Origin of the sequence: Embleya sp. NPDC008237, from assembly GCF_042956465.1 — a bacterium.
In the GTDB taxonomy this organism is placed as follows: Bacteria; Actinomycetota; Actinomycetes; order Streptomycetales; family Streptomycetaceae; genus Embleya.
This window is the reverse complement of sequence record NZ_JBIBGL010000010.1, coordinates 169,629-194,603: the sequence shown is the minus strand read 5'-3', so window position 1 is coordinate 194,603 and position 24,975 is coordinate 169,629. Positions and strand designations below refer to the sequence as shown.

23 protein-coding genes are annotated in these 24,975 nt (G+C 73.0%); 14 read left to right on the top strand and 9 right to left on the bottom strand.

Annotated features, from left to right (window positions below):
- Positions 1 to 3 precede the first annotated feature (3 nt).
- From ACFZBU_RS26010 to ACFZBU_RS25990, 5 genes are all read left to right on the top strand, one after another.
- On the top strand, positions 4 to 402 hold the full coding sequence (locus tag ACFZBU_RS26010; RefSeq protein WP_391586059.1) for a cupin: 399 nt from the start codon (positions 4 to 6) through the stop codon (positions 400 to 402).
- Positions 399 to 1,871, top strand: coding sequence for an MFS transporter (locus ACFZBU_RS26005; RefSeq protein ID WP_391586058.1), 1,473 nt, complete (start codon positions 399 to 401; stop codon positions 1,869 to 1,871). The genes ACFZBU_RS26010 and ACFZBU_RS26005 overlap by 4 nt, the downstream gene beginning before the upstream one ends.
- A gap of 55 nt (positions 1,872 to 1,926) precedes the next feature.
- On the top strand, positions 1,927 to 2,214 hold the full coding sequence (locus tag ACFZBU_RS26000; protein ID WP_391586057.1) for a hypothetical protein: 288 nt from the start codon (positions 1,927 to 1,929) through the stop codon (positions 2,212 to 2,214).
- Complete coding sequence (locus tag ACFZBU_RS25995) at positions 2,198 to 3,205, top strand: RimK family alpha-L-glutamate ligase (protein ID WP_391586056.1); 1,008 nt, start codon at positions 2,198 to 2,200, stop codon at positions 3,203 to 3,205. The genes ACFZBU_RS26000 and ACFZBU_RS25995 overlap by 17 nt, the downstream gene beginning before the upstream one ends.
- A 478-nt stretch (positions 3,206 to 3,683) precedes the next feature.
- On the top strand, positions 3,684 to 4,361 hold the full coding sequence (locus ACFZBU_RS25990; RefSeq protein ID WP_391586055.1) for a L,D-transpeptidase family protein: 678 nt from the start codon (positions 3,684 to 3,686) through the stop codon (positions 4,359 to 4,361).
- A 151-nt stretch (positions 4,362 to 4,512) separates the two neighbouring features.
- Here ACFZBU_RS25990 and ACFZBU_RS25985 read toward each other — a convergent pair whose 3' ends face one another.
- The 3 genes from ACFZBU_RS25985 to ACFZBU_RS25975 form a co-directional block, all read right to left on the bottom strand.
- The gene (locus ACFZBU_RS25985; RefSeq protein ID WP_391586054.1) at positions 4,513 to 5,361 is read right to left on the bottom strand and encodes a helix-turn-helix domain-containing protein; all 849 of its coding nucleotides are present in this window, start codon (positions 5,359 to 5,361) and stop codon (positions 4,513 to 4,515) included.
- A gap of 242 nt (positions 5,362 to 5,603) precedes the next feature.
- The gene (locus tag ACFZBU_RS25980; RefSeq protein ID WP_391586053.1) at positions 5,604 to 5,861 is read right to left on the bottom strand and encodes a hypothetical protein; all 258 of its coding nucleotides are present in this window, start codon (positions 5,859 to 5,861) and stop codon (positions 5,604 to 5,606) included.
- Between the two features lie 143 nt (positions 5,862 to 6,004).
- Positions 6,005 to 6,622 (bottom strand): TetR/AcrR family transcriptional regulator, encoded by a 618-nt coding sequence (locus tag ACFZBU_RS25975; protein ID WP_391586052.1) that lies wholly within the window; start codon positions 6,620 to 6,622, stop codon positions 6,005 to 6,007.
- A gap of 135 nt (positions 6,623 to 6,757) precedes the next feature.
- Between ACFZBU_RS25975 and murJ the strand changes: the two genes are divergently transcribed.
- The 3 genes from murJ (at position 6,758) to ACFZBU_RS25960 (ending at position 11,430) form a co-directional block, all read left to right on the top strand.
- A complete protein-coding gene (gene murJ, locus ACFZBU_RS25970) occupies positions 6,758 to 8,569 on the top strand; it encodes a murein biosynthesis integral membrane protein MurJ (protein ID WP_391586051.1) in 1,812 nt (603 codons plus the stop codon).
- Positions 8,570 to 8,663: 94 nt separating this feature from the next.
- Positions 8,664 to 9,617, top strand: coding sequence for a helix-turn-helix transcriptional regulator (locus ACFZBU_RS25965; RefSeq protein WP_391586050.1), 954 nt, complete (start codon positions 8,664 to 8,666; stop codon positions 9,615 to 9,617).
- 274 nt (positions 9,618 to 9,891) lie between these two features.
- Positions 9,892 to 11,430, top strand: coding sequence for a PucR family transcriptional regulator (locus ACFZBU_RS25960; protein WP_391586049.1), 1,539 nt, complete (start codon positions 9,892 to 9,894; stop codon positions 11,428 to 11,430).
- A gap of 154 nt (positions 11,431 to 11,584) precedes the next feature.
- Here the strand turns inward: ACFZBU_RS25960 and ACFZBU_RS25955 are convergent, their stop codons facing one another.
- The 5 genes from ACFZBU_RS25955 to ACFZBU_RS25935 all read right to left on the bottom strand — a co-directional run bounded on the left by ACFZBU_RS25955 (position 11,585) and on the right by ACFZBU_RS25935 (position 16,382).
- Positions 11,585 to 11,809: a hypothetical protein gene (locus tag ACFZBU_RS25955; protein ID WP_078974137.1), complete on the bottom strand. Its 225-nt coding sequence runs from the start codon at positions 11,807 to 11,809 to the stop codon at positions 11,585 to 11,587.
- Between the two features lie 685 nt (positions 11,810 to 12,494).
- Positions 12,495 to 13,937, bottom strand: a complete 1,443-nt coding sequence (locus ACFZBU_RS25950) for an FAD-binding oxidoreductase (protein WP_391586048.1) — start codon at positions 13,935 to 13,937, stop codon at positions 12,495 to 12,497.
- A 175-nt stretch (positions 13,938 to 14,112) separates the two neighbouring features.
- Positions 14,113 to 15,393 (bottom strand): MFS transporter, encoded by a 1,281-nt coding sequence (locus tag ACFZBU_RS25945; protein ID WP_391586047.1) that lies wholly within the window; start codon positions 15,391 to 15,393, stop codon positions 14,113 to 14,115.
- Positions 15,390 to 15,962, bottom strand: a complete 573-nt coding sequence (locus ACFZBU_RS25940) for an ArsR/SmtB family transcription factor (RefSeq protein ID WP_391586046.1) — start codon at positions 15,960 to 15,962, stop codon at positions 15,390 to 15,392. The genes ACFZBU_RS25945 and ACFZBU_RS25940 overlap by 4 nt, the downstream gene beginning before the upstream one ends.
- A 174-nt stretch (positions 15,963 to 16,136) precedes the next feature.
- Complete coding sequence (locus ACFZBU_RS25935) at positions 16,137 to 16,382, bottom strand: hypothetical protein (protein WP_391586045.1); 246 nt, start codon at positions 16,380 to 16,382, stop codon at positions 16,137 to 16,139.
- Between the two features lie 96 nt (positions 16,383 to 16,478).
- On the opposite strand from ACFZBU_RS25935, the gene ACFZBU_RS25930 reads away from it, so the two are divergent.
- From ACFZBU_RS25930 to ACFZBU_RS25915, 4 genes are all read left to right on the top strand, one after another.
- Positions 16,479 to 18,011 (top strand): sensor histidine kinase, encoded by a 1,533-nt coding sequence (locus ACFZBU_RS25930; protein ID WP_391586044.1) that lies wholly within the window; start codon positions 16,479 to 16,481, stop codon positions 18,009 to 18,011.
- Between the two features lie 139 nt (positions 18,012 to 18,150).
- A complete protein-coding gene (locus ACFZBU_RS25925) occupies positions 18,151 to 18,798 on the top strand; it encodes a response regulator (RefSeq protein ID WP_391586243.1) in 648 nt (215 codons plus the stop codon).
- A gap of 217 nt (positions 18,799 to 19,015) precedes the next feature.
- Positions 19,016 to 20,707 carry an FAD-dependent oxidoreductase gene (locus tag ACFZBU_RS25920; RefSeq protein ID WP_391586043.1) on the top strand — a complete coding sequence of 564 codons (1,692 nt, stop codon included), beginning with the start codon at positions 19,016 to 19,018 and terminating at the stop codon, positions 20,705 to 20,707.
- Positions 20,704 to 22,128 (top strand): ATP-binding protein, encoded by a 1,425-nt coding sequence (locus tag ACFZBU_RS25915; protein WP_391586042.1) that lies wholly within the window; start codon positions 20,704 to 20,706, stop codon positions 22,126 to 22,128. The genes ACFZBU_RS25920 and ACFZBU_RS25915 overlap by 4 nt, the downstream gene beginning before the upstream one ends.
- A gap of 138 nt (positions 22,129 to 22,266) precedes the next feature.
- Here the strand turns inward: ACFZBU_RS25915 and ACFZBU_RS25910 are convergent, their stop codons facing one another.
- Positions 22,267 to 22,584, bottom strand: coding sequence for a type II toxin-antitoxin system PemK/MazF family toxin (locus ACFZBU_RS25910; protein WP_391586041.1), 318 nt, complete (start codon positions 22,582 to 22,584; stop codon positions 22,267 to 22,269).
- 357 nt (positions 22,585 to 22,941) lie between these two features.
- On the opposite strand from ACFZBU_RS25910, the gene ACFZBU_RS25905 reads away from it, so the two are divergent.
- Both ACFZBU_RS25905 and ACFZBU_RS25900 read left to right on the top strand, forming a co-directional pair.
- Positions 22,942 to 24,165, top strand: coding sequence for a sensor histidine kinase (locus tag ACFZBU_RS25905; protein ID WP_391586040.1), 1,224 nt, complete (start codon positions 22,942 to 22,944; stop codon positions 24,163 to 24,165).
- Positions 24,165 to 24,836: a response regulator gene (locus ACFZBU_RS25900; protein WP_391586242.1), complete on the top strand. Its 672-nt coding sequence runs from the start codon at positions 24,165 to 24,167 to the stop codon at positions 24,834 to 24,836. Before ACFZBU_RS25905 ends, ACFZBU_RS25900 begins: the two co-directional genes overlap by 1 nt.
- Positions 24,837 to 24,975 lie beyond the last annotated feature (139 nt).

Below are 24,975 nucleotides of genomic sequence, written 5' to 3'. Positions count from 1 at the left end.
TCGATGACGCACGTCGACCTGTTCGAATTCGCCCTCCGATTGGCCGACGGCGGCCGGATCAGTGCCGGCGAGCGCCGGATGGACGGTGCCTCGGCCGACTGGCAGGTGGCCGCCTTCCGGGTCGGGACGGATGCCGACCTGCACGCCGACCAATGGGAGAGGCACCCGGAGTCGGACGAGGTGGTGTGCGTGTGGACGGGCGCGGTACGGATGATCCTGCGCGCCGCGGACGGGGTCGGCGAGGAGCCGCCGGTCACGTTGCGGTCGGGGGCCGCGTTCGTGGTGCCGCGAGGGCGGTGGCACCGACTCGAACTCGCCGAGCCCGCCGACCTGATGTCGATCGCCCAACGCCGCGGGACCCGCCTGGAAGGGCGCACGGAGACCGCGCGGGGGCGGGCATGACCGCCACGATCGAAGCGGCGGCCGACCGGGTCCCGATGCCGCGCGCCACCCGGATGTTGCTCGTCGTGGTGCTGACCGTGCAGTTCACCGTCGCGCTCGACATGTCGGTGGTCAACGTGGCGCTGCCGGACATCCGGGACGACCTCGGCTTCGGCGCCGACGGGCTGCCGTGGGTGGTGAACGCGTACGCGCTGAGCTTCGGCGGACTGCTGATGCTCGGCGGCCGGGTCGGTGACCTGATCGGGCGCCGCCGTACGCTCGTCGCGGGTCTGACCGTGTTCGGCCTGGCCGGTCTCGCAGGCGGCCTGGCGACCTCGCCCGGTGCGCTGATTGCCGCGCGTGCGGTGCAGGGGATCGGCGCCGCCGCGCTCGCGCCGGTGGCGTTCGCGCTGATCACGGTGACGTTCCCGGCCGGGCCCGCCCGATCCAGGGCGCTCGGGTGGTGGGGGGCGACGGCCGCGGCCGGCGGCGCGTTCGGGGTGCTGATCGGTGGGCTGCTCACCGAGTCGGTGGGTTGGCAGGCGGTGATGCTGATCAACGTCCCGATCGTGGCCTTCGCGCTGCTCGCCGCGCTGCGGCTGCCGGCCGATCGACCCGAACCCGGCCGCGCGCCCGGCCTCGATCCGGCCGGTGCGCTGCTGGTGACCGTAGGGGCGACCACGCTGGTCCTGGGCGTGGTGCGGGCCGAGCGGCAGGGCTGGGGGTCGTTCGCGACGATCGGTACGCTCGCGGCGGCGGCGGTCCTGCTCGCGGCCTTCGTGCTGGTCGAACTGCGCTCCGCAGAACCGCTGTTGCGGATGGGTCTGCTGACCCATCGGCCCGTGCTCGGCGCGAATCTGTTCATGATGCTGTTGTTCTCCGGCCAGTTCGCCGCGTTCTACTTCACCTCGCTCTACCTCCAGCAGGTGCTCGACTACGGACCGGCCGCCGCCGGTGCGGCCTTCGTGCCGTTCTCGGGCGGGGTCGTGATCGGTTCGGTGCTGGCCACCAGGACGGTGGCCCGGCTCGGCCTCGGTCGGCTGCTGGGGTTGGGCGCGGCGCTCGCGGCGGTCGGCTTCGCCTGGTTCGGGCTCGCGTTCGACGTCGACGGCACGTTCGCGCGCTCGATCCTGGGCCCGTCGCTGGTCGCGAGCATCGGCGCCGGCCTGTGCTTCGTGCCGCTGGGCACCGCCGCGACCGCCGGGGTGCCCGGGCACGAGGCGGGGATGGCGGGCGGGTTGATCAACAGCTCGCGGCAGATCGGCGGTTCGATCGGCCTGGCCGCGCTGGTCACCCTGGCCGCATCGGTCACCGGCCCGAACGGCGACGCCTCGAAGCGGGAACTCGCGCACGGGTACGCGGTCGCCCTGGGCGCGGCGGGCGGCCTGCTCGTGCTGGCGGCGGTGGTCGCGCTGGTGCTGGTCCCGGCGAGGGTCGCCAGCGTGCGGACCGAAGACGGGTCCCCCGCGGCAACCGATCATTCACGTTGAGCGACGCGTCGACTACGGATCTGCTACAACCGAAAGGAGGAAGGGAGACGAACCCATGGCATCCACAGAGTTGTTCATCACCGATCTGCCCGACGGGCTCACCCTCGTACCGCTCCCGACCCGAGGCATCGCGACGCCGACGCCCGGCCACGCCTCCGACGATCCGACCACGCTCGCCGTGGGCGAGGAGGGTGAGGACGACGACGGGCCGACCACGCTCGCCGTCGGCGAGGAGGGTGAGGACGACGATTCCGGGCCGACCACGCTCGCGGTGGGCGAGGAGGGCGGGGAGGACGACCCGACCACGCTCGCGGTGGGCGAAGAGGGTGAGGACGACGACTGACGTCGAGTTCCGCTGCGGGATCGTCGGCCGGCCCGGCGACGAGCAGGTCGCGAGCGTGCGGCGGTGCCTGCGCGAACGCGGGGTCGATCCGGTCCACCTGGATCTGTCGAAGTTCCCTGCCCGCACGGCACTGTCGCTGCGGGACGGTGTGCCGTGGTCGCCGAAACCGGCCGGTTTCGCTCGGGTGCGGACCTGGTACGTGCGCTCGATGCCGTTGCCGCTGCCGTTCTTTCCCGGCGGCGGTGGGCGCGGCGCCGACGCCGGCGAGAGCGGACCACAGGCGGCGGTAGAGCGGGACCGCGAGTTGCGGGTGGCCTATGCCGCCGGTCGGGAACGCCGTTCGTTCGGCTTCAGCTTCCTGGCGGCGCTGGACCGGGACGGTGCGCGGCTGGTCAACTCGCCCGGCACGTTCGCCCAGCACTTCCTGAAACTGGAGCAACTCCGGGCGCTGCGCGACGCCGGCGTACCGGTGCCGAGCACCTTGGCCTCCAACGACCCCGATGCGGTCCTGGAGTTCGCCCGGGAACTGGACGGCCCGATCGTCTACAAGCCGCTCGCGGGCGGCGCCTTGTGCCGCCGGATCACCGCCGAGGATCTGCGGCCCGAACGGTTGCGATTGCTCGCCTCGGCGCCGGTGCTCTTCCAGGAGGAGATCCCCGGGACCGACATTCGGGTCTACGTCGTGGCGGACGAGGTGGCCGCGAGCTACCGGATCGTCTCGGACCGCATCGACTATCGGGGCGCGGAGACCGCCGTGTTGCCGACCGTACTCACCCCGGCCGAACACGACGCGTGCCGCGCCGCCGCCCGGGCGTGCACGATGACGTTCACCGGCATCGACATCCGGCGTCGGTCGGATGGCGGCTTTGCGCTCCTGGAGTGCAATCCGTCGCCGATGTTCGCCGCGATCGAGCGACGCACCGGGGCGGACCCGGTCAGCCGCGCACTGGCCGACCTGCTCACCCACCGCCGGCAGCCGGACACGGCCTGAGGTCTGTCGGCAATCCCGCATCGTGGTGCTCGGTGGGGGACCGAAGACGGCCCTGGGTACGGCGAGCCGCCGGGTGCGTGGTTCGCCGTCCGGTGCTCGCCCGGGGATTCGTGAAGTGCCCTCGGCGGCGCGGATTTCGGGTTTGCCTCGGGTGGGCGGGGAAGCCAAGTGGGTGGGTGAGCAGGGGCTTTCCGGTCGCGAGGTGGTCGCAGCAGAGCGCGCTTCGGACCGGGAAGGGTGTGCCGTCGGTCGCTGTCGGCGCCGGTCGGGTCGGCGAACTCGGCTGCCGCGTCGCACATATCGGCCTCTATCGACCCGTCGCGTCGGTTTGTGACCAACCGGTGCGCCGGACCGGGGTGCGGCCTTGTTGACTCTGCGTCAGACTGACGGAGCGTAGAAGCCTGCGCACCCGCCGGTGACCGACGTACGGGCGTACCGCACGAGCGTGCGGGCGAGCGTACGACCAGAGGGGAGACCGATGAGTGTATTCACGCGTGTGTGTCGTCGAGCGGGTGCGGCGGTGGCCGCGGCCGCCGTGGTGGTTCCGCTGAGCGTCGTCCTGGCCGAGCCCGCGAGCGCGGCGCCCGCCGCGTGTACCGCGCGGACCGGGCCGTATCAGCGCCAGGTCGAGAAGGCGCTGGGGCTCGCGGCGGACGGTCGGCAGTCCACCGCCGACTGCCGTGCCATCCGGACCTACCAACAGCAGCACGGCATTCGCCCGGCGGCCGGCTACGCGGGCCCCGTCACCTACGGCGCGCTTCGGCGCAAGGGCGGCGAGGGTGGTTGCCCGACCGACGTCGGTCGGATCGCGTGTGTGGACCTGGGCCGGCAGGTCAGTTGGATCCAGGACGGCGCGGAGCGGATCCACGGACCGGTCGCCATCCGCTCCGGACGGGACGGCTTCGAGACCCGCACCGGCCTGCACAAGGTCTACTACCGCGCGAAGAACCACTGGTCCACGCTCTACGACGTGGCGATGCCGTACAGCCAATTCTTCGACGGCGGCATCGCGTTCCACGCGATCGACGGTTCGATCGGCTCGCCACCCGGGTCGCACGGCTGCGTCAACATGCGGCCGGCGGACGCCCAGGCGTATTGGGATCTGCTGCGCACGGGCGACGAGGTGTACGTGTACGGGAGCAAGCCCGGTACCTGACGGGTGCGTTCGGGTCGCCGGCCTCGACCGGTCCGGTCGCCGACCGCGACCGAGCCGGTCGGCGGCCCGTGGTCGCCGGGCCGGGTCGAGGTCGGCGACCCGGGTCGCGACCGGCCGGCGGAGCGAGCCTGCCGGGTCCGTCCAGCGCTGGTCAGACCGCGCGCAGCGCGCCCGGGTGCCGGCCGGTGAGGTGGTCCAGCGCGGCCGAGGTGGGCTCGTCGACGGGGAGGTAGACGAGCAGCGTCTGGTCGACGTCGGCCAGGTCGAGGATCTCGCGCTCCAGGCGTAGTTCGCCCGCCTCCGGGTGGGCCAGGCGCTCGACACCGACCCGGCGCGGTGGTGTGGCGGGCGCGGCCAGCCGGGCGGTGAACGCGGTGCCGGCGGCGACGGCCAGCCCGTCCAGGAAGTCCTGCACGTACGGATCGTCGAAGACGGCCGCCAACCGCAGGATCGCGGCGTGTTCGTCGGCTATCCGCTCCCAGTCGGGATAGGCCGCGCGGGCCCGGGGGTCGGTGAACACGTAGCGTGCGAGGTTGGGTTGCTCCTCGTCCAGGATGCCCAGCGGGCGGGCGAGGCGCTCGTAGCCGTTGGTGAAGGCGAGCACGTCGCCGAGCCGGTCGACCAGCAGCGCCGGGGCCGGCTCCAGGCGGTCCAGGAGCGCGCGCACGGTGGGTCGCACGGCCCGGGCCGGCGGCTGCCCGCCCGGGCCCGGGAACGTCTCCCCCGAGGCGGCCTCGGCCAGCCGGCGCACGTGCATGCGCTCGTCCGCGGTCAGCCGGAGCGCGTCAGCCAGCGCGGCCAGGACCCGGCCGGACGGGCGGCGGTCGCGGCCCTGCTCCAGCCGTGCGAGGTACTCGACGCCGACCCCCGCCAGGGTCGCCAACTCCGACCGGCGCAGGCCCGGGGTGCGCCGCCGGGCGCCGTCGGGAAGCCCGACGTCGGCGGGCCGGACCGCCGCGCGGCGGTCGCGGAGGTACGTACCAAGTTCGTTCTCGCTCACGGCCCGCAGTCTATGGCGAGTGGGCGCTGCGATCGTGGCCCCGGCGCTGCCCGTCTCGGCGCGGCCCTCCTCGGCACCGGCCGACCGAGCACGGCGGGCAGCGCGCCGGCCGGATCCCGGCCGGACGCTTGCGCACCTTCATCGCATCGAGGAAACCCATGTGCATCGGCTGCATCGTGCGCTCCGGCGGCGGTGTTCACTCTCGTCGTGGTCGCCGTCCTCCTGCTTCGGGTGGCGTCGGCTCAGTGGTCGCTGCGGTGTGCGGCGATCGTGCTCAGGCGCTGGATGTCGGTGACCGTCTCGGCCAGAACGGCGAGTTGGCGGCGGAAGGCGACGAAGTCGCGGGTCTGCCAGGCGAGTGCGGCCTGCTCCAGCGCGTGCTCCACCGCCTGCTCGTAGTGCGCGCGGGTGGCGTCGTCCACCCGTGCCAGCACCGCTGCGTCGATGTGCGGGCGCAGCGGACTGTCGTCGATGACGATGCGCACGTTCGGGCGTTCCATGACGTCAACGGTCGCATCGGTGACCGGGATCGGGCAGCCGGCGCACGGGGCGCGCATCGATGCGGACGGTGAGCGGTCGGGGGCGGAACGCCCGGTCGCGGTCCGGCGGGTGCGCCCGGGCGGGCGGACGGCGTGGGGGTCGGTCAGGAGGCCGAGCCGATCAGGGCCGCGGTGGTGGCCGAGGCGAGTCGGTCCAGGTGGTCGTCGGTGAGCGGGGTGCGGGTGATCGCCAGGCGCCAGTAGAGCGGGCCGACGATGAGGTCGAGGGCCAGGTCGATGTCGATGCCGGGCGGGAGTTCGCCGCGGACCTCCGCGGCCCGCAGCACGGCGGTGCCGATCCGGCGCTGGGTGCCGTGCAGCACGGTGTCCAATTTGCCGGCGATCTCCGGATTGCGGGCCGCCTCGGCGAGCAGGTCGGGGATGATCTGCGAGGCGAGCGGATGGCGCAGCGCGCGGGCGGCCTCGGCGAGCAGGACTCGCAGGTCGCCGCGCAGCGACCCGGTGTCCGGCGCGGGCAGGTCCTGTACGGCGATGGCCAGGACCAGGTCGACGACCATGTCCAGCTTGGCCGGCCAGCGCCGGTAGACGGCGGTCTTGCCGACGCCGGCCCGGCGGGCGACCGCTTCGATGGACATGCGGCCGTAGCCGACCGAGGCGAGTTCCTCGAAGACCGCGCCGCGGATCGCCGCGGTGACGTCCTCGCGCAGGACGGCGGCCCCGGCGGGGGGACGACGGGACGAGGGTTTCGGGTCGGCGGGCATGCGCCGATCGTACTGCGATACGACGATACGGTTGCGTTCTATTGTGGACCCGACTACCGTCCCGGTACGGGACCAACGATGTCGTCGGCGCGGCCACGCTCCGGGCGTATTCGGGACATGGGCGGGTGGGGCGGGATGGCCGAGTGGCAGCGAGGCGGCGGCGATCCGAGCGCTCAGACTCTGCCGCTCCACACGATCGCCGACGGACCGGCGAGCCGCCCGCCCACGATCGGCGGCCCCGCCGACCCGCCCGCCCGGCCCAGCGGTCGGCACCGCAGACCACCCTCCGCCGACGCGAATACGGCGAGCACGGGCCCGGACACCGCCGGCGGCGTGGCCCGGGCCGGGCTGGTGATGGCCGCGGGCACCGTCCTGTCCCGCGCGACCGGCATGCTGCGCACCATCCTGATCGTCGCCGCGCTGGGGACCGCGGGTGCCGCCGATGCCTACAACGTGGCCAACACGATCCCGAACATGTTGTTCACGCTGCTCGCCGGCGGCGCGCTGAACGCGGTGTTCGTGCCGCGGATGATCCGGGCGATGCGCGACGAGCGCGAGGGCGAGGCGTACGCGAATCGGCTGCTCACGCTGACCGTGCTCGTGCTGGGCGTGCTCACCGTCCTGGCGTGGCTCTCCGCGCCGCAGCTGATCCGGCTGACCGGCGGACAACCGGGCGCCGGCGACGCCGGGGGCGGCCATGCGTCGGCGGTGACCTTCGCGCGCTACTGCCTGCCGCAGATCTTCTTCTACGGCGTGTTCACCGTCGTCGGCCAGATCCTGAACGCGCGGGGCCGGTTCGGCTCGATGATGTGGACGCCGGTCCTGAACAACGTGGTGGTGATCGCCACGTTCGCGCTGTTCATCGCGTTCACCCACGACGCCGGCCCGCAGGGGTTGTCCGCGGCGCAGACCCGGCTGCTGGGGCTCGGCACCACGCTGGGCATCGTGGTCCAGGCCGCCTGCCTGTTCCCGTACCTGCGGGCCAGTGGCCTGCGGATCCGGCCCAGGTTCGACTGGCGCGGCAGCGGACTGCGCCAGGACGCCCGACTGGCCCGCTGGACGCTGCTGTTCGCGCTGGTCAACCAGATCGGCTACACGGTCGTGGTCAACCTGACCGTGGCCGCCGGTGCCGCCGCCGAGCGGGCCGGGGCGGCGGGCGGCGCCGGGTACACGCCGTACGGCAATGCGCAGACGTTGTGGATCCTTCCGCAATCGGTGGTCACCGTGTCGCTGACCACCGCGCTGTTCCCCCGGATGTGCCGGGCCGTGGCCGAGCACCGCTCGCAGGAGTTGCGCGAGCACCTCTCGCGCAGCCTGCGCCTGTCCGGCGTGGCGATCGTGCCGGCCGCGTTCGCGCTGCTGTGCTTCGGCCCGCAGCTGACCGAACTGATGTTCCGGCACGGCGAGACCGGTAGCGCCGACGTGACCGTGATGGCGCGGGTGCTGGCCGGCTTCTCGCTCGGCCTGATCCCGTTCTCCGCGCAATACGTGCTGCTGCGCGGCTTCTACGCGATGGAGGACACCCGTACGCCGTTCCTGGCCGCGGTGTGGATCGCCGTGGTCAACGCGGGCCTGTCCGGTGCGGCGTATCTGCTGCTGCCGGCCCGGTGGGCGGTGGTGGGCATGGCGCTCGCCTACACCCTGGCCTACACCGTCGGCCTGGCGGTGACCGCGCTTCGGCTGCGCCGCCGACTGAGCGGGGCCACCGGCCGGATCACGGCGGGTACGTACGGCCGGCTGATCGCGGCCGGCGCGGCGGCCGGCGGCGCGGGACTCGCGGCGACCCGGCCGCTCACCGGGCTGGGCGAGGGCGCGGGACTCGCCGCCCTCCAACTCGGCCTGGGCGGCGTGGTGATGGTCGTCGCGTTCGTGGTGCTGGGCCGGCTGCTGCGGATCCACGAGGTGACGGCGGCGATGGGCACGCTGCGCACCCGGTTCGCGGGATGAGCCGCGGTGCACGGGCGGGCCGGACGTCGGGGTCGCCCGCGGCGGGGGCGGGTGCGATCCGTGCGCGCTGCGATGAGGGCGCATCCTTGAGGGTGTGAAATCCGATCGGCTGCTCTCCATCCTGTTGCTCCTGCAGACTCGCGGCCGGGTGCCGGCGGCCGAGTTGGCCGAGCGCCTGGAGGTGTCCACGCGGACCGTCTACCGCGACGTCGAGGCGCTGTCGACGGCCGGTGTGCCGGTGTACGCCGAGCGCGGTCGGCACGGCGGGATCTCGCTGCTGCCCGGGTTCCGGACCGACGTCACCGGGCTCACCTCGGACGAGGCGCGCGCCCTGTTCGTACTCGCCGAGCAGGGCGCGCACGCGGCGCTCGGCCTGGACGGCGCACTCGGCTCGGCGCTGCGCAAGGTGATGGTCGCGCTGCCCGCGCCGCATCGGCCCGCCGCCGAGGAGATGACCCGCCGAGTGCTGATCGACCCGCAGCGCTGGATGGTCGGACCGCGAACGGCGGTGGACGTGGCGGCGTTGCAGGAAGCGGTGTTCGCGGACCGACGACTGCGGATCCGCTATCGGCGCAGCGGGTCGACGGCGCCGCGCACGTACACGGTCGACCCGTACGGGCTGGTGGCCAAGGCGGGCACGTGGTACCTGGTCGCGGATCGCAACGGCACGCCGCGGTTGTTCCATACCGACCGGCTCACCGGGCTCACCGTGACCGAGGAGCCGGTGCGGCGCCGGGCCGGGGTCGAACTGGCCGAGGTGTGGCATGTGTTGCGCCGGGGCATCGAGGAGCAGCCGGTGGTGGTGCGGATCCGGGCCCGGGTGCGGCGGACCCGGCTGGACATGTTCGTGCGGATCATCGGGTCCTGGCTGACCGGGCCGCCGCAGGAGCAGGATGCCGAGTGGGTGACGGTCGAGCTGGGCTATCCGGCACTCGGCGCGGTCCGCCAACTGCTCCAGTTCGGCACGGACGTCGAGGTGCTGGATCCGCCGGAGGCACGCCGGGCGGCGGCCGACACGGCGGCGGCCATCGCCCGGGCGTACGGCTGAGCCGGCCCGGCGGCTGCCGCGGCCCTCGGCCGGCCGGGGTCGGTCGCGGACGCCGCGAGCGGGGCGGAATCCGTCGCCGTCCGGGTGGTGCCCGCCGGGCCCGGGGGAGCGTTCGTGGCCGTGGGACCACCCGGTTCGGTGCTTTTCGGGCGGCGGCGGTGCGGGGGAACCGGCGGAAGCACCGTGTCCGCATCGCTCCGTGTTCATACGATCATCGGAACATGATGAGCGAGGGCTTGGGGGCACGGCGGTGCGGGTCGAGGATCTGTTGGGCATGCCCGAGCTGCGACTGGCCCTGTTGGCGGGCACGGAGGGGCTCGCGCGCGAGGTGCTTCGGGTGTGCGCCGCCGATCCGGTCGACCCCGGCGGGGGCCTGAGCGGCGGCGAACTCGTGGTGCTGCCCGCGGGCGGGTACGGCGCCGACCACGGGGATCTCGCACGAGCACTCACCGCGGCCGGCGCCGCGGCGGTCGCGGTCGTGCCCGAGGCCCGCGACGCGGTCGACGGCCTCGAACCGGCTCTCGACGAGGTGCCCTACCCGCTGGTCGGGGCCTGCGCGCACGCCGGCCTCCCGCTGCTCCTGGCGCCGCCCGCGACCTCGGCGGTGCGGATCGCCGAGGTGGTCGCACACCGGGTCGCGATCGAACACGGGCCGGCCGCGGGGCGGTTGCCCGGTCGGCAGCGGCGGCTGATCACGGCGCTGGCCGAGGGCGCGGACACACACGACCTGCTCGATCTGCTCGCCCGCGAACTCGGCGCGGCGTGCCGGGTGCTAACGCCTGCGGGGCGGGTGCTCGCCGGTGCGCCCGCGGGTGGGCCGGAGCCGACGCGGGTCGCGGCCGATCCGATCGCGATCGCCCGCGGTGCGCTCGCGGCGGAGCGGCTGCCCGCGGTGATCGACGGCGAGACGGTGTTCGCGCTCGGCCGGGGGCCGGCGTTCGCGGGGTACCTCGTGTGTGCCGGTGACCGCACCGACGACGACGCGCTCGCGCAGGCCGCCGACCTGCTGTTGCTCGGGGGCGCACGGCGGGCGGAGCGGCTCGCCGTGGAGCGCGCGCATGCCTGGGAACTCGTCGACCTGGTCGAGTCGGATGCGGCCCCGGACGCGGTCCGGGCCCGGTTGGGCGCGGCCGGCATCGGGCCGGACGCGGCGCCGATCGTGTGCTGTGCGGCGGGCGACGGCGCGGACCCGGCGACCGGGCGGCTCGTGGTGGACCTGATCGAACGGGTGCTCGCGGCGGATCCCGCGGCACGCTGGGTGGTGGCCTGCGGCAAGGCCGAGTCGGTGGTGTTCTGCTCGGCCGGGACGGGGGCCGGCGCGGCGGCCCGGATCGCCGCGGCGATCGAGCACGCGGCGCACTGGTGGGAGCCGCTGCTGGGAGCCGAGCGGGTGGCGATCGGGATCGCCGGGATGTCACCCACGTGGGCGACGGCCCTGGCCGAGGCCAGGGGTGCGCGGGACCTCGCGTGGGCGCGCCCCGGCCGGCTCACGGTGGCCGCGGGGCCGGAGATCGACGCCTATCCGGCGCTGCTGGCGGCCGTACCCGCACCGGTCCGCAGTGCGTTCGCCGATCGGGTCCTGGGCGGCCTGCGCGCGTACGACGCCGAACACGGCACCGACCTGATCGGCACCCTCGCCGCCTTCCTGGCCGCGAACGGGGCCTGGCAGCGCTGCGCCGCGATGCTGGGCGTACACGTGAGCGCATTGCATCAACGGATGGGCCGGGTCCGCGATCTGACCGGCCGGGACCTGTTCTCCGCCCGGGATCGGGTGGATCTGCTGTTGGCGCTGGAGACCGACCACGCCGGTTGAGAGCCGGGCGGGTCGGGAAGGGCCGGGCGGGGACCCGCGTGGCGGTGGCCGGGCCGGGTGAGCACCGGGGCGGCGGTGCGGCGGAGAGCGCCGAACGGGCCCGCGCCGCGGCCCCGTTCGGCCGGGTGCGGGCCCGCGCGGGGCACCGTGGGGGCTACTTGGCGCCGCTGTCCTGGAGGTCGGCGAGCGACGCGGCCCAGCGGAAGTACTTGTTGCGGCCCAGGTCGCCGATCGTGGTGATCTTCAGCGACGCGAGGTGCTCGGCATGCGCGTCGGTGATCCCGGCCAGCCCGGCGACGGGCGCGGCGAGGACTTCGCTCAAGGTCTTGTTCTCGTAGGCCTTGTCGAGCAGCTTGTCGAGGTCGGCGGTCACGGGCATGGGTGCTCCCTGTGGGATCGAGGCGGCTGGTGTCCGCGTTCGGCTCCCATGTTCCGCCGGAATTGTCATCGATTCCGACATTTGTCGCGTTGCGCGTGTCGTTCGGGTTGCGGCGCGTCGGTGGGCGACCGCGCGATGCCGGCACCGTCGCTCCAGTGGCGCGAGCACGGCCAGGATCAGGACCGCGCACAACAGCGGCACCGGTACCGGATGCGGCAACGGCCAGATACCGCCGGACATTTCGCGTGCGGCCCACATGGCTGCTCCTCTCCGGTGCGCGGGGTGCGGGCTCGGCCGACGGTGGACCGGAGCGACGACCCGAGTCGAGCCCACATCCGCTTTCGGCCGCAACCTCGAACGCCGGCGCCGGCCTGACAGCCAAGCCCGGTTCGAGCCCGCACGGCCGCACGTCCCCCGAGCCCGGCGCGAGTTCGAGGCCGGGCGCGGTGGATGTGCGACGCAAGGTCCACGGCACCATCATGGCGCCCAAATGACGTCATGGCAAGGCTCCACGGTGGCGTTGCATGACATCAAATGGCGCCATCGAGTGGCGATACGCGACATCCGGTCAGCCGACCGGTCTCGCCCCCGCCGTGTAGGCAACCAGCGTGGGGGCGATTGCGGGATCCAGGGCCGGTCCCGTCGACCATGGCTTGCTCCGTGATCGCGGGACCGGGGCCGGAGTTCAGCGGGGGGCCGACGTGCCGTTCGCGGTCGGGGCGGTCACGTTGTGATTGCCGCGGAACAGGTTGGTCGGGTCGTGGGTCGCCTTGAGCTCGGCCAGGCGTGCCCGGGTGTCGGGGTCGTACATCGCGGCGACCTGATCCGGGGTGGGTGCGACGCCGTCGCCGTAGACGAAGTTGAGGTTGCGGCCGAGGGACAGCGGCTTCAACACGGCCTGTACCTCGGCCTGGAGGGCACGGGCGACATCGAGATCCGCGCCGTCGATCATCGCCACGACCCGGACGATGTAGCGCGCGTCGCGATGGCCGATCGCGTTGGGCACCGCCGGCTGCCGGGACAGCGCGCCGCCGAGGTGGCGCACCTCGTGCACGACCATCATCGGCGCATCGGGACCGGCGATGCGGTACACCGCGCGCAGTGCCTCCGGATCCAGGTCGCGGACCAGGACGTTGTCGCCGAGGTAGGCATGCGGATGGGCCGGGTCGTTGTGGATGGTGTGCGAGTCGGCGTAGGCGAGGTCGGTCAGGTCGTCGACCAGGCGCGGTCCGACCGCGCGCAGCGGCGCCACCAGGCGTTCCCCGTCGGCGACTTCGCCGGTGTAGACGATCTTGACGGTCGCGGTGTGCCGGCCGCGCAGCGGCGGCGGGACCTGCTCGATGTCGGGCAGGCCGATGAACGAGATCGACGAGGTGACCTGCTCCGGCACCGTCTCGGTCCAGGCGAGCCAGGCCGCGGTGGCCGCCTCGACGTGGTCGGTGTCGAAGATCAGCGAACCGCCGTACACCCGGGCCACCGGGAACAGGTCGAACTCGATCGAGGTGACGATGCCGAAGTTGTCCCGGCCGCCGCGCAGCGCCCAGAACAGGTCGGCGTCGCTCTCGGCGGTGACGTGCCGACGGGTCGCGTCGGCGGTGACCACCTCGATCGCCCGGACGTGGTCGGCGGCATAGCCGAACTCGCGGGCCATCAGGCCGAGCCCGCCGCCCAGGGTGTACGCGACGACACCGACGTGCGGGGCCGAGCCGTTCAGCGGGGCCAAGCCGTGCGGGGCACTCTCGGCCACCACCCGCTCCCAACGGGCACCCGCCTCGGCCCATGCGGTCCCGGCCCCGGGGTCGACCCGGACCCCGGCCATCCGGCGGGTGGAGATCAGTACGCCGCCCGGGGCCGCGCTCGCCGGCGCGTGCCCGGTGGCCTGGACCGCCACCGGCAGCCCCTGGGCGCGGGCGAACTCGACCGCGAGCCGCACGTCCTCGGCGTCGGCCGCACCCACGATCACGTCCGGCCGCTGTCGGAACGCGGTCTGGAATCCGGACCGCTCCTCGTCGTACCCGGCGTCCCCCGGCACGAGCACGACACCCCGTACCCGCGCGGTCAGCGCAACGATCGCGGCGGACGATCCCGGGTCGCCGTCCTCGTGCCCGGCAGCGGTGTTCGCGGTCATCGGTGACTCCCTTCCTCGGCGGGCGCCATGTGCGCGCCCGGTGTTCCGTGGGACCCACTCTCGCGCGATAACTTGACAACCACCGTCAAGTTTTCCGAGGCGAGGCGATGTGTGCTTCGGCCGACGCCCGGAACCCGATCCGCATCCCTCGCGCGGCCGCCCGCCGGAGATGCCCTCAGGTGACTTGCCGCACCACGTGCGCGTCGACGCGGTCCGGCCCGGTCGTCGGCAGGTCGCGGTGGCGGGCCACCGGCGAGAAGAGCAGGATCAGGGCGGCCGAGGGGATGGCCGCCGCCATCACCCAGATCGTGGGGCGCACGCCGATCGTGGAGCCCAGGCTGCCGGCCAGCACCGCGCCCAGCGGGATGGTGCCGTAGTTGACGAACTGCATGCTCGCGGTCATCCGGCCCAGCAACCACGGCGGGCAGTAGCGCTGTTGGAAGCTCGCCTTGATCACATTGCCCGCCACGACCCCGGCCGCCATGGCGAAGTTGCCCACCACGAACAGCACGAGTCGGATGCCCCCGCCGGTCAGCGGCACGAGCAGGACGAGTATCGGCAGACCCAGCTCGAACACGATCGTGGCCCGGGCGGTGCCGATCCGCGCCGCGACCCGGCGCCCGACGAACGCCCCCGCGACACCCCCGAGCGAACCGATCGCGATCAGGCCGCCGACCGCGCCCGGACCGACCCCCACCGTCCGGACCAGGAACACCACCTGGATCGATTGCAGCCCGATCAGGCCGAGGTTGGACGCGCCACCGAACAGCGCGAACGTACGCAGCCAACGGTCGTGGGCGACCAGCCGCAACCCCTCGCCGATCTCGCGGACCAGCGAGCGCTCCGCTCCCGCGTCGCCCGCCACCGCGGGCGGCGCTTCACGGTGTCGGATGCCCAGCAGACACGTGAACGAGGTCAGGAACGTGCCCGCGTTGACGAACATCCCGTTGACCGCGCCCGCGAGCTGCGCGATCAGGCCGCCCGCGCCGACCCCCGCGATCTGCGCGGCGGACGCGCTGCCGTGCAACTTGCTGTTGCCCTCGGCCTGGTCGGCGGGCTCGACCAGGCTCGGCAGGTAGGCCGTGTAGGCGGTCTGGAAGAACACCGCGGACACCCCGGTCGCGAGCGTGACCGCCAACAGCAGGCCGACGGTGAGGAAGCCCGCGAAGTGCGCGAGCGGTACCGACAGGAAGAGCGCGCAGGACGTCGCGGCGGCGCCGAGCATGATCGGGCGGCGTGCTATTCGGTCCACCCACACGCCCACCGGCAGCCCGATCAGCAGCCACGGCAGCCAGGCCGCGGCGCCGAGCAGGCCGACCTGGAAGGTGTTCGCGTCCAGTGTGGAGACCGCGATCAGCGGCATCGAGACGCTGGTGACCGAGGCGCCGAACCTGCCCGTGGTCTCGCCGAACCACAGCAGGCGGAAGTCCCGGTGGCGGCGCAGCAGTCCGCTCATGTCGGCTCCTGGGATCGACGCGGGAGGGCCTGGTACTGGAGCACCACGGTGATCGCGCCGGGCTGCTCGGGTGCTTGCGTGTACTCGCTCACGAGCGCGATCACCCGCTCGTTGAGCTCGGCCATCTGATCGGCCGTCAGCCGCGCGCCGCTCCAGTCCGAGACGGCCCGGGCCCGCACCCATTCCGGGCCCATTTCCTGGGCGTCGGCGTAGGTGGCCACCATGCGCTCGGCCTGCTGCCGCAGGGCCTCGTCCTCGTACACCGCCAGCGCGCCGCTCGTGGTCGGGTCGTCGCGAAAGTCGCTGGTGTTCAGTTGGCGCGGGTTGTAGACGGCCCGCCACCAGCGCTCGCGCTTGGTTCCGCGGTCCGGGTCGTCCTCGATGAAGCCGTGTTCGGCCAGGGTGCGCAGGTGCCAACTGACCGTGCCGGTGCTCTCGCCGAGTCGCGCGGCGAGCCGGGTGGCGGTCGCCGGCCCGTCCAGCTTGAGGAGTTCGACGATGCGCATGCGCAGCGGGTGGGCCAGGCCGCGCAGGCTGCGCGCGTCCATCCGCGGAAGTGGATTGGGCATGCCTCGACTCTAGTATGCAGAGACTTCTCTGCAAAGGACTCTCGGCAGAGAAGTCTCTGCAAAGAGTCCTCGGCAGAGATATCTCTGCATGTGGTGTTCGCAGGGTCGGCGGAGGGTCGAAGCAGGGTCTCCGCCTGGAGGTCGCCGCACGATCCCGGGGCGGGCCACGCGATCTCAGCGCGGGTGGTCCAGGGCCATCGGCGCGGGCGAGGTGCAGCACGATTCCCCGGCTGCCGCGCTCGTGCCCGGCACGGCGGGTGCGCTGGGACTGATCGGCACCGGAACCGGGGTCGGGCGCGGCCCGTCCGAGTCGTGGGTGAGGTGCAGGACCAGGGTGGTCAGGAGACCGATCACGATCACGGACACTCCGACGAGCGCCTGGATGGTCTCGCGGTGCGGGAAGCGTCGTTTCTCGGACATAGCGCCACGTTAGGCATGTTCGGGGTGGGCCGGCAGTCAAAGTGCACGACTTTCGACGGAGGTGTCGGCGCGCGGCGGGTCGATAGCGTCGAAATCATGCGCACCACCCCCTCCGGCTGGGCCGCCGACCTGGCCCTGTGGACCCTGCTCGGCATCGGCATGCTGACCGTCAACCCGCCTCGGTCGATGTCCTTCGTGCACGGCGCGACACTTGCGACCTGCCTGGTCGGGGCGGCCGTGCTGGGTCGGGTGTACCCGCTCGCGGCGCTCGCGCCGACCGTGTTCATCGCGCAGACCGACGCGCGCTGCTACGCCGCCGTCGCGTTGGCGGCCTTCCTGAGCGGGCGGCGCTCGGCGGACGGGCCGGGGCTGCCGGTGCGCGTGGCCGCGGTGCTCGGGCCGGCCGTGCTCGGGGCCTGGTCCGCGCATTCGACCGTGGCCGAACTCGCGGTACTGCCCGCCGAGTTGCTGGGCCTTGCGGCGATCCCCTGGCTGATCGGGCGATACCGCCACCAATGGGTCGCGCTGCATCGTCGTGGCTGGGAGCAGGCCGCCCGGCTGCAGCGCGAGCGGGATCTGGTCGAGGAGCGGACCCGGCTGCGCGAACGGGCCCGGATCGCCCAGGACATGCACGACTCGCTCGGCCACGACCTGAGCCTGATCGCGCTGCGGGCCGCCGCGTTCGAGCTCGACGCGACGCTCACCGATGCGCAGCGCGACCGGGCCGGCGAACTGCGGATGGGCGCGGGCGCGGCCACCGAGCGGTTGCACGAGATCATCGGCGTGCTGCGCGAGAGCGACGAACCGGCTCCCGTGGAGCCGGTCCACGAGGACCTCGACACGCTGGTGGCGCGCTGCCGCGCCTCCGGGATGGTGATCCGCCACACGGTCGAATCGACGGTCGGGACGAAGACCGATCCGAAGGCCGAGCCGGTCGCGCTGCCGCCGATGGTCGACCTCGCGCTGCACCGGATCGTGCGCGAGTCGCTGACCAACGCGGCCAAGCACGCTCCGGGGGCGGTGGTGCGGATCACGGTCGCCCACACCGCGCACCGGACCACCGTCGAGATCGCCAACGGCCCCGCCCCGCGCCCCGCCGACGCCGCGCCGGCCGGAAGCGGTCACGGCCTGGTCGGGATGCGCGAGCGGGCCCGACTCCTGGGCGGCACGCTCACCGCGGCCCCGGAGGCGGACGGCTTCCGGGTGCTGGCGCACCTCCCGCACCACTCCACACCCGCCCGCCCGGACACCGACGTCAACCACCTGGAACAGGGCCGCCGGATCCGCCGCCGGTTCGTGCGGACGCTGCTCTGGACCGGAGCCGGAGTACTGCTCGCCGGCTCCGCGTACGCGCTGACCACCCAGGGCGAGGCGGTGGCCCCCGACGACTTCCACCGCATGCGGATCGGCCAGACCCGTGCCGAACTGGCCGCCGTGTTGCCGGACGACCAGGCCGAGCGCCGCCCCGAGCACGAACCGCCGATCCCCGCGGGCGCCGCATGCGAGTACTACACGAACGGCGACATCCTGCCCGACCGCCTGTTCCGACTGTGCTTCGCCGGCGGCGTGCTGGTGGCCAAGGACGACATACCCATGGAAAGCCGACCCGAGCGGGACGCCGGCCGCTGAGCGACCCGGTCCGGCTTCACCCGTCGAACCCGTACACATCACCACCCGAGGAGCCACGGCCGTGAACACCGCCGACACCCCTGCACACACTCACCTCGTTGCCCGCACCGACCCCGCCCGCGGCGCCGGCACCGCCGCCATTCGTGTCCTGATCGCCGAGGACGAGCAACTGATCCGCACCGGCGTGCGGCTCGTGCTGACCACCGACCCCGGGATCGAAGTGGTGGCCGAGGCCGCCGACGGACGTGAGGCGGTCGAGCAGGCCCGGCGATTCCGTCCGGACGTGGTGCTGATGGACATCCGGATGCCCAACCTGGACGGCCTGGCCGCGACCGCGGAACTGCGCCGGGCGGTACCCGACTCGGCCGTGGTGATCCTGACCACGTTCGGTGAGGACGAGTACATCGCGACGGCGTTGGACAGCGGCGCCACCGGCTTCCTGCTCAAGTCCGGCGACCCGCGCGAGTTGATCGCCGGCGTCCGGGCGGCGGCCGAGGGCGGCGCGTACCTGTCCCCGAAGGTGGCCAAGCGGGTGATCAGCGGGATCGCTCCGGGCCGGCCCGCGCGCGAAGCGGACGCCGGTGCGCGGGTGGCGGTGCTGACCGCGCGTGAGCGGGACGTGCTGGCCCTGGTCGGCGCCGGCCTCGCCAATGCGGAGATCGCCCGCCGGCTGCACCTGGTCGAGGGCACGGTCAAGACGCACGTGAGCGCGATCCTGGCCCGGCTGGGCGTCCGCAACCGGGTCCAGGCCGCCATCGTGGCCTACGAGGCGGGCATGGTCGAGTGAGCCGCGATCGCCGATCGGCGCCGCAGCCGCGCCACCGGGCCCGGATGCGCCGGCCGACCCGGCCCCGGCTCCGCCTCGGTTCCGGGTAACGCCACCGGCCCCACCTGCGGGTTTCGGCGAGAGGATAACGTGGCGGACGCGCTGTCCGGCGCATGGCCGAGGCCGGTTCCGGGCAGTGGTCCCCTTTTGTGCTCCGCCCCTGCCCGTGAGGAAATTCGTGGACAAGCCCGTACTACTCACCGTCGACGACGATCCGGCCGTGTCCCGTGCGGTGGCCCGCGACCTGCGGCGACAGTACGGCGACCGGCACCGCATCGTGCGCGCCGAATCCGGCGCACAGGCCCTGGAGGCGCTGGGCGAATTGCACGAGCGGGGCGAACAGGTCGCGGTGCTGATCGCCGACCAGCGCATGCCGCAGATGGACGGGGTCGCCTTCCTGGAACAGGCCGCGCACCTGTACCCGCGCGCGAAACGGGTGCTGCTGACCGCCTACGCGGACACCGGCGCGGCGATCCGGGCGATCAACGACGTGGACATCGACCACTACCTGCTCAAGCCGTGGGACCCACCGGAGGAACGGCTGTACCCGGTTCTGGACTCGCTGATCACCGCGTGGGAGACCGCGCCGGTGCCGGACGAGAGCTGGGCCACGGTGATCGGCGCGCGGTTCTCCGCGCCGTCCTTCGAGTTGCGCGACTTCCTCGCCAACAACGGTGTGCCGTATCGCTGGTACGACGTCACCCAGGCCGAGGCCCGCCGGCTGATGCGCGAGAGCGGCACCACCGAGGCCGACGTGCCGGTGGTGATCGCACCGGACTCGACCGTGCTGCGGGCCCCGACCAAGGGCGAACTGGCCGAGTACGTCGGCCTGTCCGTGACCGCCTCCGGCGACCTGTACGACGTGGTGATCGTCGGCGGCGGCCCGGCCGGTCTGGGCGCCGCGGTGTACGCGGCCAGCGAGGGACTGCGCACGCTGCTGGTGGAGCGCCAGGCCACCGGCGGCCAGGCCGGGCAGAGTTCGCGGATCGAGAACTACCTCGGCTTCCCGGACGGCATCTCCGGCTCGCAGTTCATCGGTCGGGCCCGTCGCCAGGCGCTCAAATTCGGGGCCGAGATAGTCAGTACGCGCGATGTGACCGGACTGCACGTGGACGGCGAGGTGCGCACCATCTCCTGCGACGGCGACATCGTCGCCCGGGGCCACGCGGTCGTGCTGGCCACCGGCGTCTCCTACCGCACCCTGGAGGCCCCGGGCCTGGCCGAGCTCACCGACCGCGGCGTGTACTACGGCGCGGCGCTGACCACCGGCCCGGACACCCGCGACCAGGACGTCTACATCGTCGGCGCGGCCAACTCGGCCGGTCAGGCCGCGGTGTTCTTCGCCCGCTACGCCCGTCGGGTGATCATCCTGGTGCGCGGCACGGGCCTGGAGGCATCCATGTCGCACTATCTGATCGAGCAGTTGGCCCAGATTCCCAACGTCGAGGTGCGCGTGCGCACCGAGATCACGCACGCCCACGGCACCGGCCGGCTGCGCGAACTCACCCTGCGCGACCGCGACTCCGGCAAGGAGGAGACGGTCCCCGCGTCCTGGCTGTTCGTCTTCATCGGCGCCAGCCCGCGCACCGCGTGGCTGGACGGCAGCGGCGTGCGCCGCGACCGGGACGGCTACATTCTCACCGGCAGCGAACTCCTCGACGAGTGCGACGGCGAACTCGACGGCTGGAGCAGGCCGCCGTTCGTCCAGGAGACCGCCGTGCCGGGCGTGTTCGCCGCCGGCGACTCGCGCGCGGCCTCGGTCAAGCGGGTCGCCTCGGCGGTCGGTGAAGGCGCGATGACGGTGATGCTGGTGCACCGTTACCTGGACACCCTGGACACCCGGATCCCGGCGACGGAGGGCTCGCGATGAGTGTGTGCGACGTGTTGCCGCCCGAGGAACTGCGCACGCTCTTCCTGTTCGAGAAACTCGCCGACGAACACCTGAACTGGCTGTGCGCACACGGCAAGGTCAAGGCGTTCCCGGCGAACACCACGCTCTACCACGAGGGCGACCCCGGCGAGTGCTTCTTCGTGCTGCTCTCCGGCGAGGTCACGATGAACCGCATGGTGCGCGGCGGCGAGTTGGAGGTGCACCGCTCGTCGATGCGCGGTGCCTACGTCGGTGCCGCGCTCGCCCTGGACGGCAACGGCGAAGACGCGACACCGGCCGTGCACGCGTACGGCAACACCGCCCGCACGCACGTCGATTCGACCTTCTTCGTGCTGCCCGCGGCCGAGTTGGCACAGGCCTTCACCGAGTGGTTCCCGATGGCCGCGCACCTGGTCGCGGGCATGTTCCTGGGCGCGCGCCGCAACGGCTCTGCGGTCGGCCAACGGGAGCGCATGGTGGCCCTGGGCACCCTCACCGCCGGGCTCACCCACGAACTGGGCAACCCCGCGGCGGCAGCCGAGCGGGCCGCCGCGAACCTGCGCACCCGACTGGGCGAACTGCGCTCGGCCCGTGCCGAGTTGGCCCGTGCCGGGGCGACCGCCGAGGCGCTGGCGGCGCTGGACCGGCTCCAGGCCGAGGTACTGGCCCACCGCGGCGCCGAGGCCCCCCGGCTGCGGCCGTTGGAGTTCGCCGACCGCACCGACGAAGTCGCCGAGATCTTCGAGGACTTGGGCGTCGCGGATGCGTACGAGACGGCTCCGTCGTTCGTGAACGTGGGTCTGTACGAGGACTGGGCCCGGGACGCGGGCGCCGCGCTCGGCTCGGCCGCGCGCCCCGGGCTGACCTGGCTCGCCGCCAACCTGGAGGGCGAGGCGCTGCTCGACGAGGTCGCCGACGCGCTCGGCCGGATCACCGAACTGCTCTCCGCCGCCGGGCAGTACACCCAGATGGATCGGGCGCCCTACCAGGAGACCGACCTGCGCAAGGGCTTGGACAGCACGGTGGCCATGCTGGCCGGCCCGCTGCGCGACATCCGGATCGAGCGCGAGTACGCCGAGGACCTGCCGAAGATCCAGGCCTATCCGGCCGAGCTCAACCAGGTGTGGACCAACCTGATCGACAACGCCGCCGACGCGATGGGCGGCAAGGGCACGTTGACCCTGCGGGCGCGCGCGGACGCTGCGTCGGTGGTGATCGAGGTCGAGGACGACGGCCCCGGCATCCCGCGCGACATCCAGGACCGGATCTTCGAGCCGTTCTTCACCACGAAGGCGCTCGGCGAGGGCACCGGACTGGGTCTGGACATCTCGTACCGGATCATCGTCGAACGGCACGACGGCACGGTCACCGTCGACTCCGAACCCGGCCGCACCACGTTTCGGATCACTCTGCCGAGATAGCGCGGGCCGCGCGTTCGCGGCGCGCCGTCCCGGGTCGGACCGCCGCCGCCGGCCGCGCGACGGTCCGACCGGCCCGGGACGGCGTGCGGCCGCTTCTCGACCCGCCGGTACGTGCTCGGCCGAGCCCTCGCGGAGGGGTCACAGACCCAGGACGGCGCGCAGCGCGACGTCGACGCGTTCCATCTCCTCGGGGGCGACGTCGCCCAGGTAGGTGCCCTGTTCGAAGCGGCGATGGCGGGACGTGTACAGGTCGGGGGCCAGCACGACGCCGGTGACCGGCGTGGTGATCCGGACCGTGACCAGCGACTCCTGCCGGTCGCCGACGGTGTCCACCAGCGCGCACAGTGCCGCGCCCGGATGCAGCGCGGCGACGTGGTCGTTCTGGACGATCATGAAGGTGCGTTCGCGGCCGACGGTGGGGATCGTCCACACCTGGCCCCGCCTCAGTGGCCGCACGGCTCCGCCCCTGTCCGGCCCGAGACGGCGATGGCCGGCCGACCACGACGCGCTGTCCGTGTCGAACGGTCGGGGTCGGAGACGAAGCGGTTGCCGGTAGCCATGGGATCAGTCGTACCAGACGCGAAGGCACCCGAAATGCCATCGGGGGGTGCGTTCGCCGGCGGCGGACCGATTCGCCCGATTCATCGGCTCCGCCGCGCACTTGCCTCAGGGCCGGCCGGCCCGGGCTCGGTCCGGGTCGGGTTCCGGTTCGTGTTCCCGTTTTGAGGCCCCGCGCAGATCCCTCGCACGAGCGAGGCGGCGGTGCGGATCAGCCGCGACACTGTCGGTACACACCACCCGGGAGCAAGCCGCATGTCCGACCACCTCGCCGAGCGCGGCGCCGACCGGCACGTCCGTGACCGGGCCAAACACACGCTGGGCATCCTGCGCCGGACCGACCCGCAGCTTCTGGACCTCCTGATCGCGCTGATGGTGCAGTTCATGGTCTCGCTGCCGTTTCTGATCTACTGGCGTTCGCCCTATCGGCTCGGCTTCCTGCTGCTGAGCGGCACCGCGATCCCGTTGATCTGGCGGCGTCGGCAGCCGTTCCTGGTCGCCTGTGCGGTGGCCGCGTTCACGGTGCCGGTGTCGCTGCACCATCGCCCCGGGCAACCGTTCCAATTCGGCATGACGATCGCGATCTACACGGTCTTCGCGCTCGGTCGGCGCTGGGAGCGGATCACCGTCGCGGTATTGGCCTTGCCGATCACGCTGTTCGTGGAGAACTTCAAGAATCAGCCGGTGCAGCAGGCCACCTTCGACGTCCTGGCGCTGACCGCGGCCGCCGCCTTCGGACTGGCCACCCGGCACCGCGTTGCCTACATCGCCGGCATCGAGGAGCGCACCCGGCGCCTGGAACACGAACGCGACCTGGAGATCCGCCGCGCGGATGCCGAGGTGGCCCGGGCCGCCGCACGCGAACGGGCCAGGATCGCCCGGGACATGCACGACATCCTGGCGCACGCGGTGAGCCTGATGACCGTGCAGGCCGAGGCCGGACCGGTGGTGGTGCGCAGCGATCCGGCCCGCGCGGAGGCCGCGTTCGACGCGATCGCGGACGCCGGCCGCGATGCGATGGTGCAACTCCGGCGGATCCTGGGCACGCTCAAGGAGGACGACGAGGCCGGCGCCCGAGCGCCGCAGCCCACCGTCGCCAACATCGCGGACCTGGTCGCCGAGGTGGGCCGGACCGACCTGCGGGTGATCTACGAGAGCGTCGGCGAGCGCCGACCGCTGCGCTCGGACGCGGAGATCGCCGCGTACCGTGTCGTCCAGGAGGCGCTGACCAACACGGTCAGGCACGCGCACGCCACCACGGTGGCGGTGCGGCTCGAATGGGGCGACGACACGATGAGGATCACCATCACCGACGACGGCCGGGGCGGAAGACCGCGTCCGGGCGGCGGACACGGGCTGATCGGCATCCGCGAGCGGGCGACCGCGTGCGGCGGCAGCGTGACGGCCGGGCCGCGGGTGGCCGGGCCGGGCTTCGAGGTCGCGCTGCGGATCCCGCTCGACCCGACGCGGGCCTCGTGATGCCGATCAGCGTGGTGGTGGCCGACGATCAGGGGCTGGTGCGCAGCGGGTTCGCGATGATTCTGGACGCACAGCCGGACATCTGTGTGGTGGCCGAGGCGGGCGACGGCCTGGAGGCGGTCGAGGCGGTCCGGGCGCACCGGCCCGACGTGCTGCTCCTGGACATCCGGATGCCTCGGATGGACGGCATCGAGGCGGCCCGCCTGGTGTCGGCCGAGGCGCCGGGTTGTCGGATCGTCATGCTGACCACGTTCGACGTGGACGAGTACGTCTACGACGCGCTGTACGCGGGTGCGGCCGGGTTCCTGCTCAAGGACGTGCGCCGGGACGACCTGGTGCACGCGGTGCGGATGGTGGCGAGCGGCGAGGCACTGCTCGCACCGTCGGTGACCCGACGGCTGATCGCCGACTACACGCGACGACTCCCTCGTACGGAGGCCCCGACCGGACCGTCCGAGCGGCTGGCCGTGTTGACCACGCGCGAGCGGGAGACGATGCGCTGCCTGGCCCTGGGCATGTCCAACGCGGAGATCGCCGAGGCGTTGGTCGTCAGCGAACACACGGTGAAGACGCACGTCAGCAGCATCCTGGGCAAGCTCGGGCTGCGCGATCGGGTGCATGCGGTGATCTGTGCGTACGAAACGGGCCTGGCCGTCCCGGGCATGGGCTGACCCCCACGCGAGCGGTGCGCGGCGCGTCGACTCGCTCGCTCGGGTGAGGTACGGGAGATTTCTCCGTCCTACAGGGGGAGTACGCGGCTCGGCGGAAACGGTTCGTACAGCCGATGCGGCGAATGGCCCCGACAGCGAA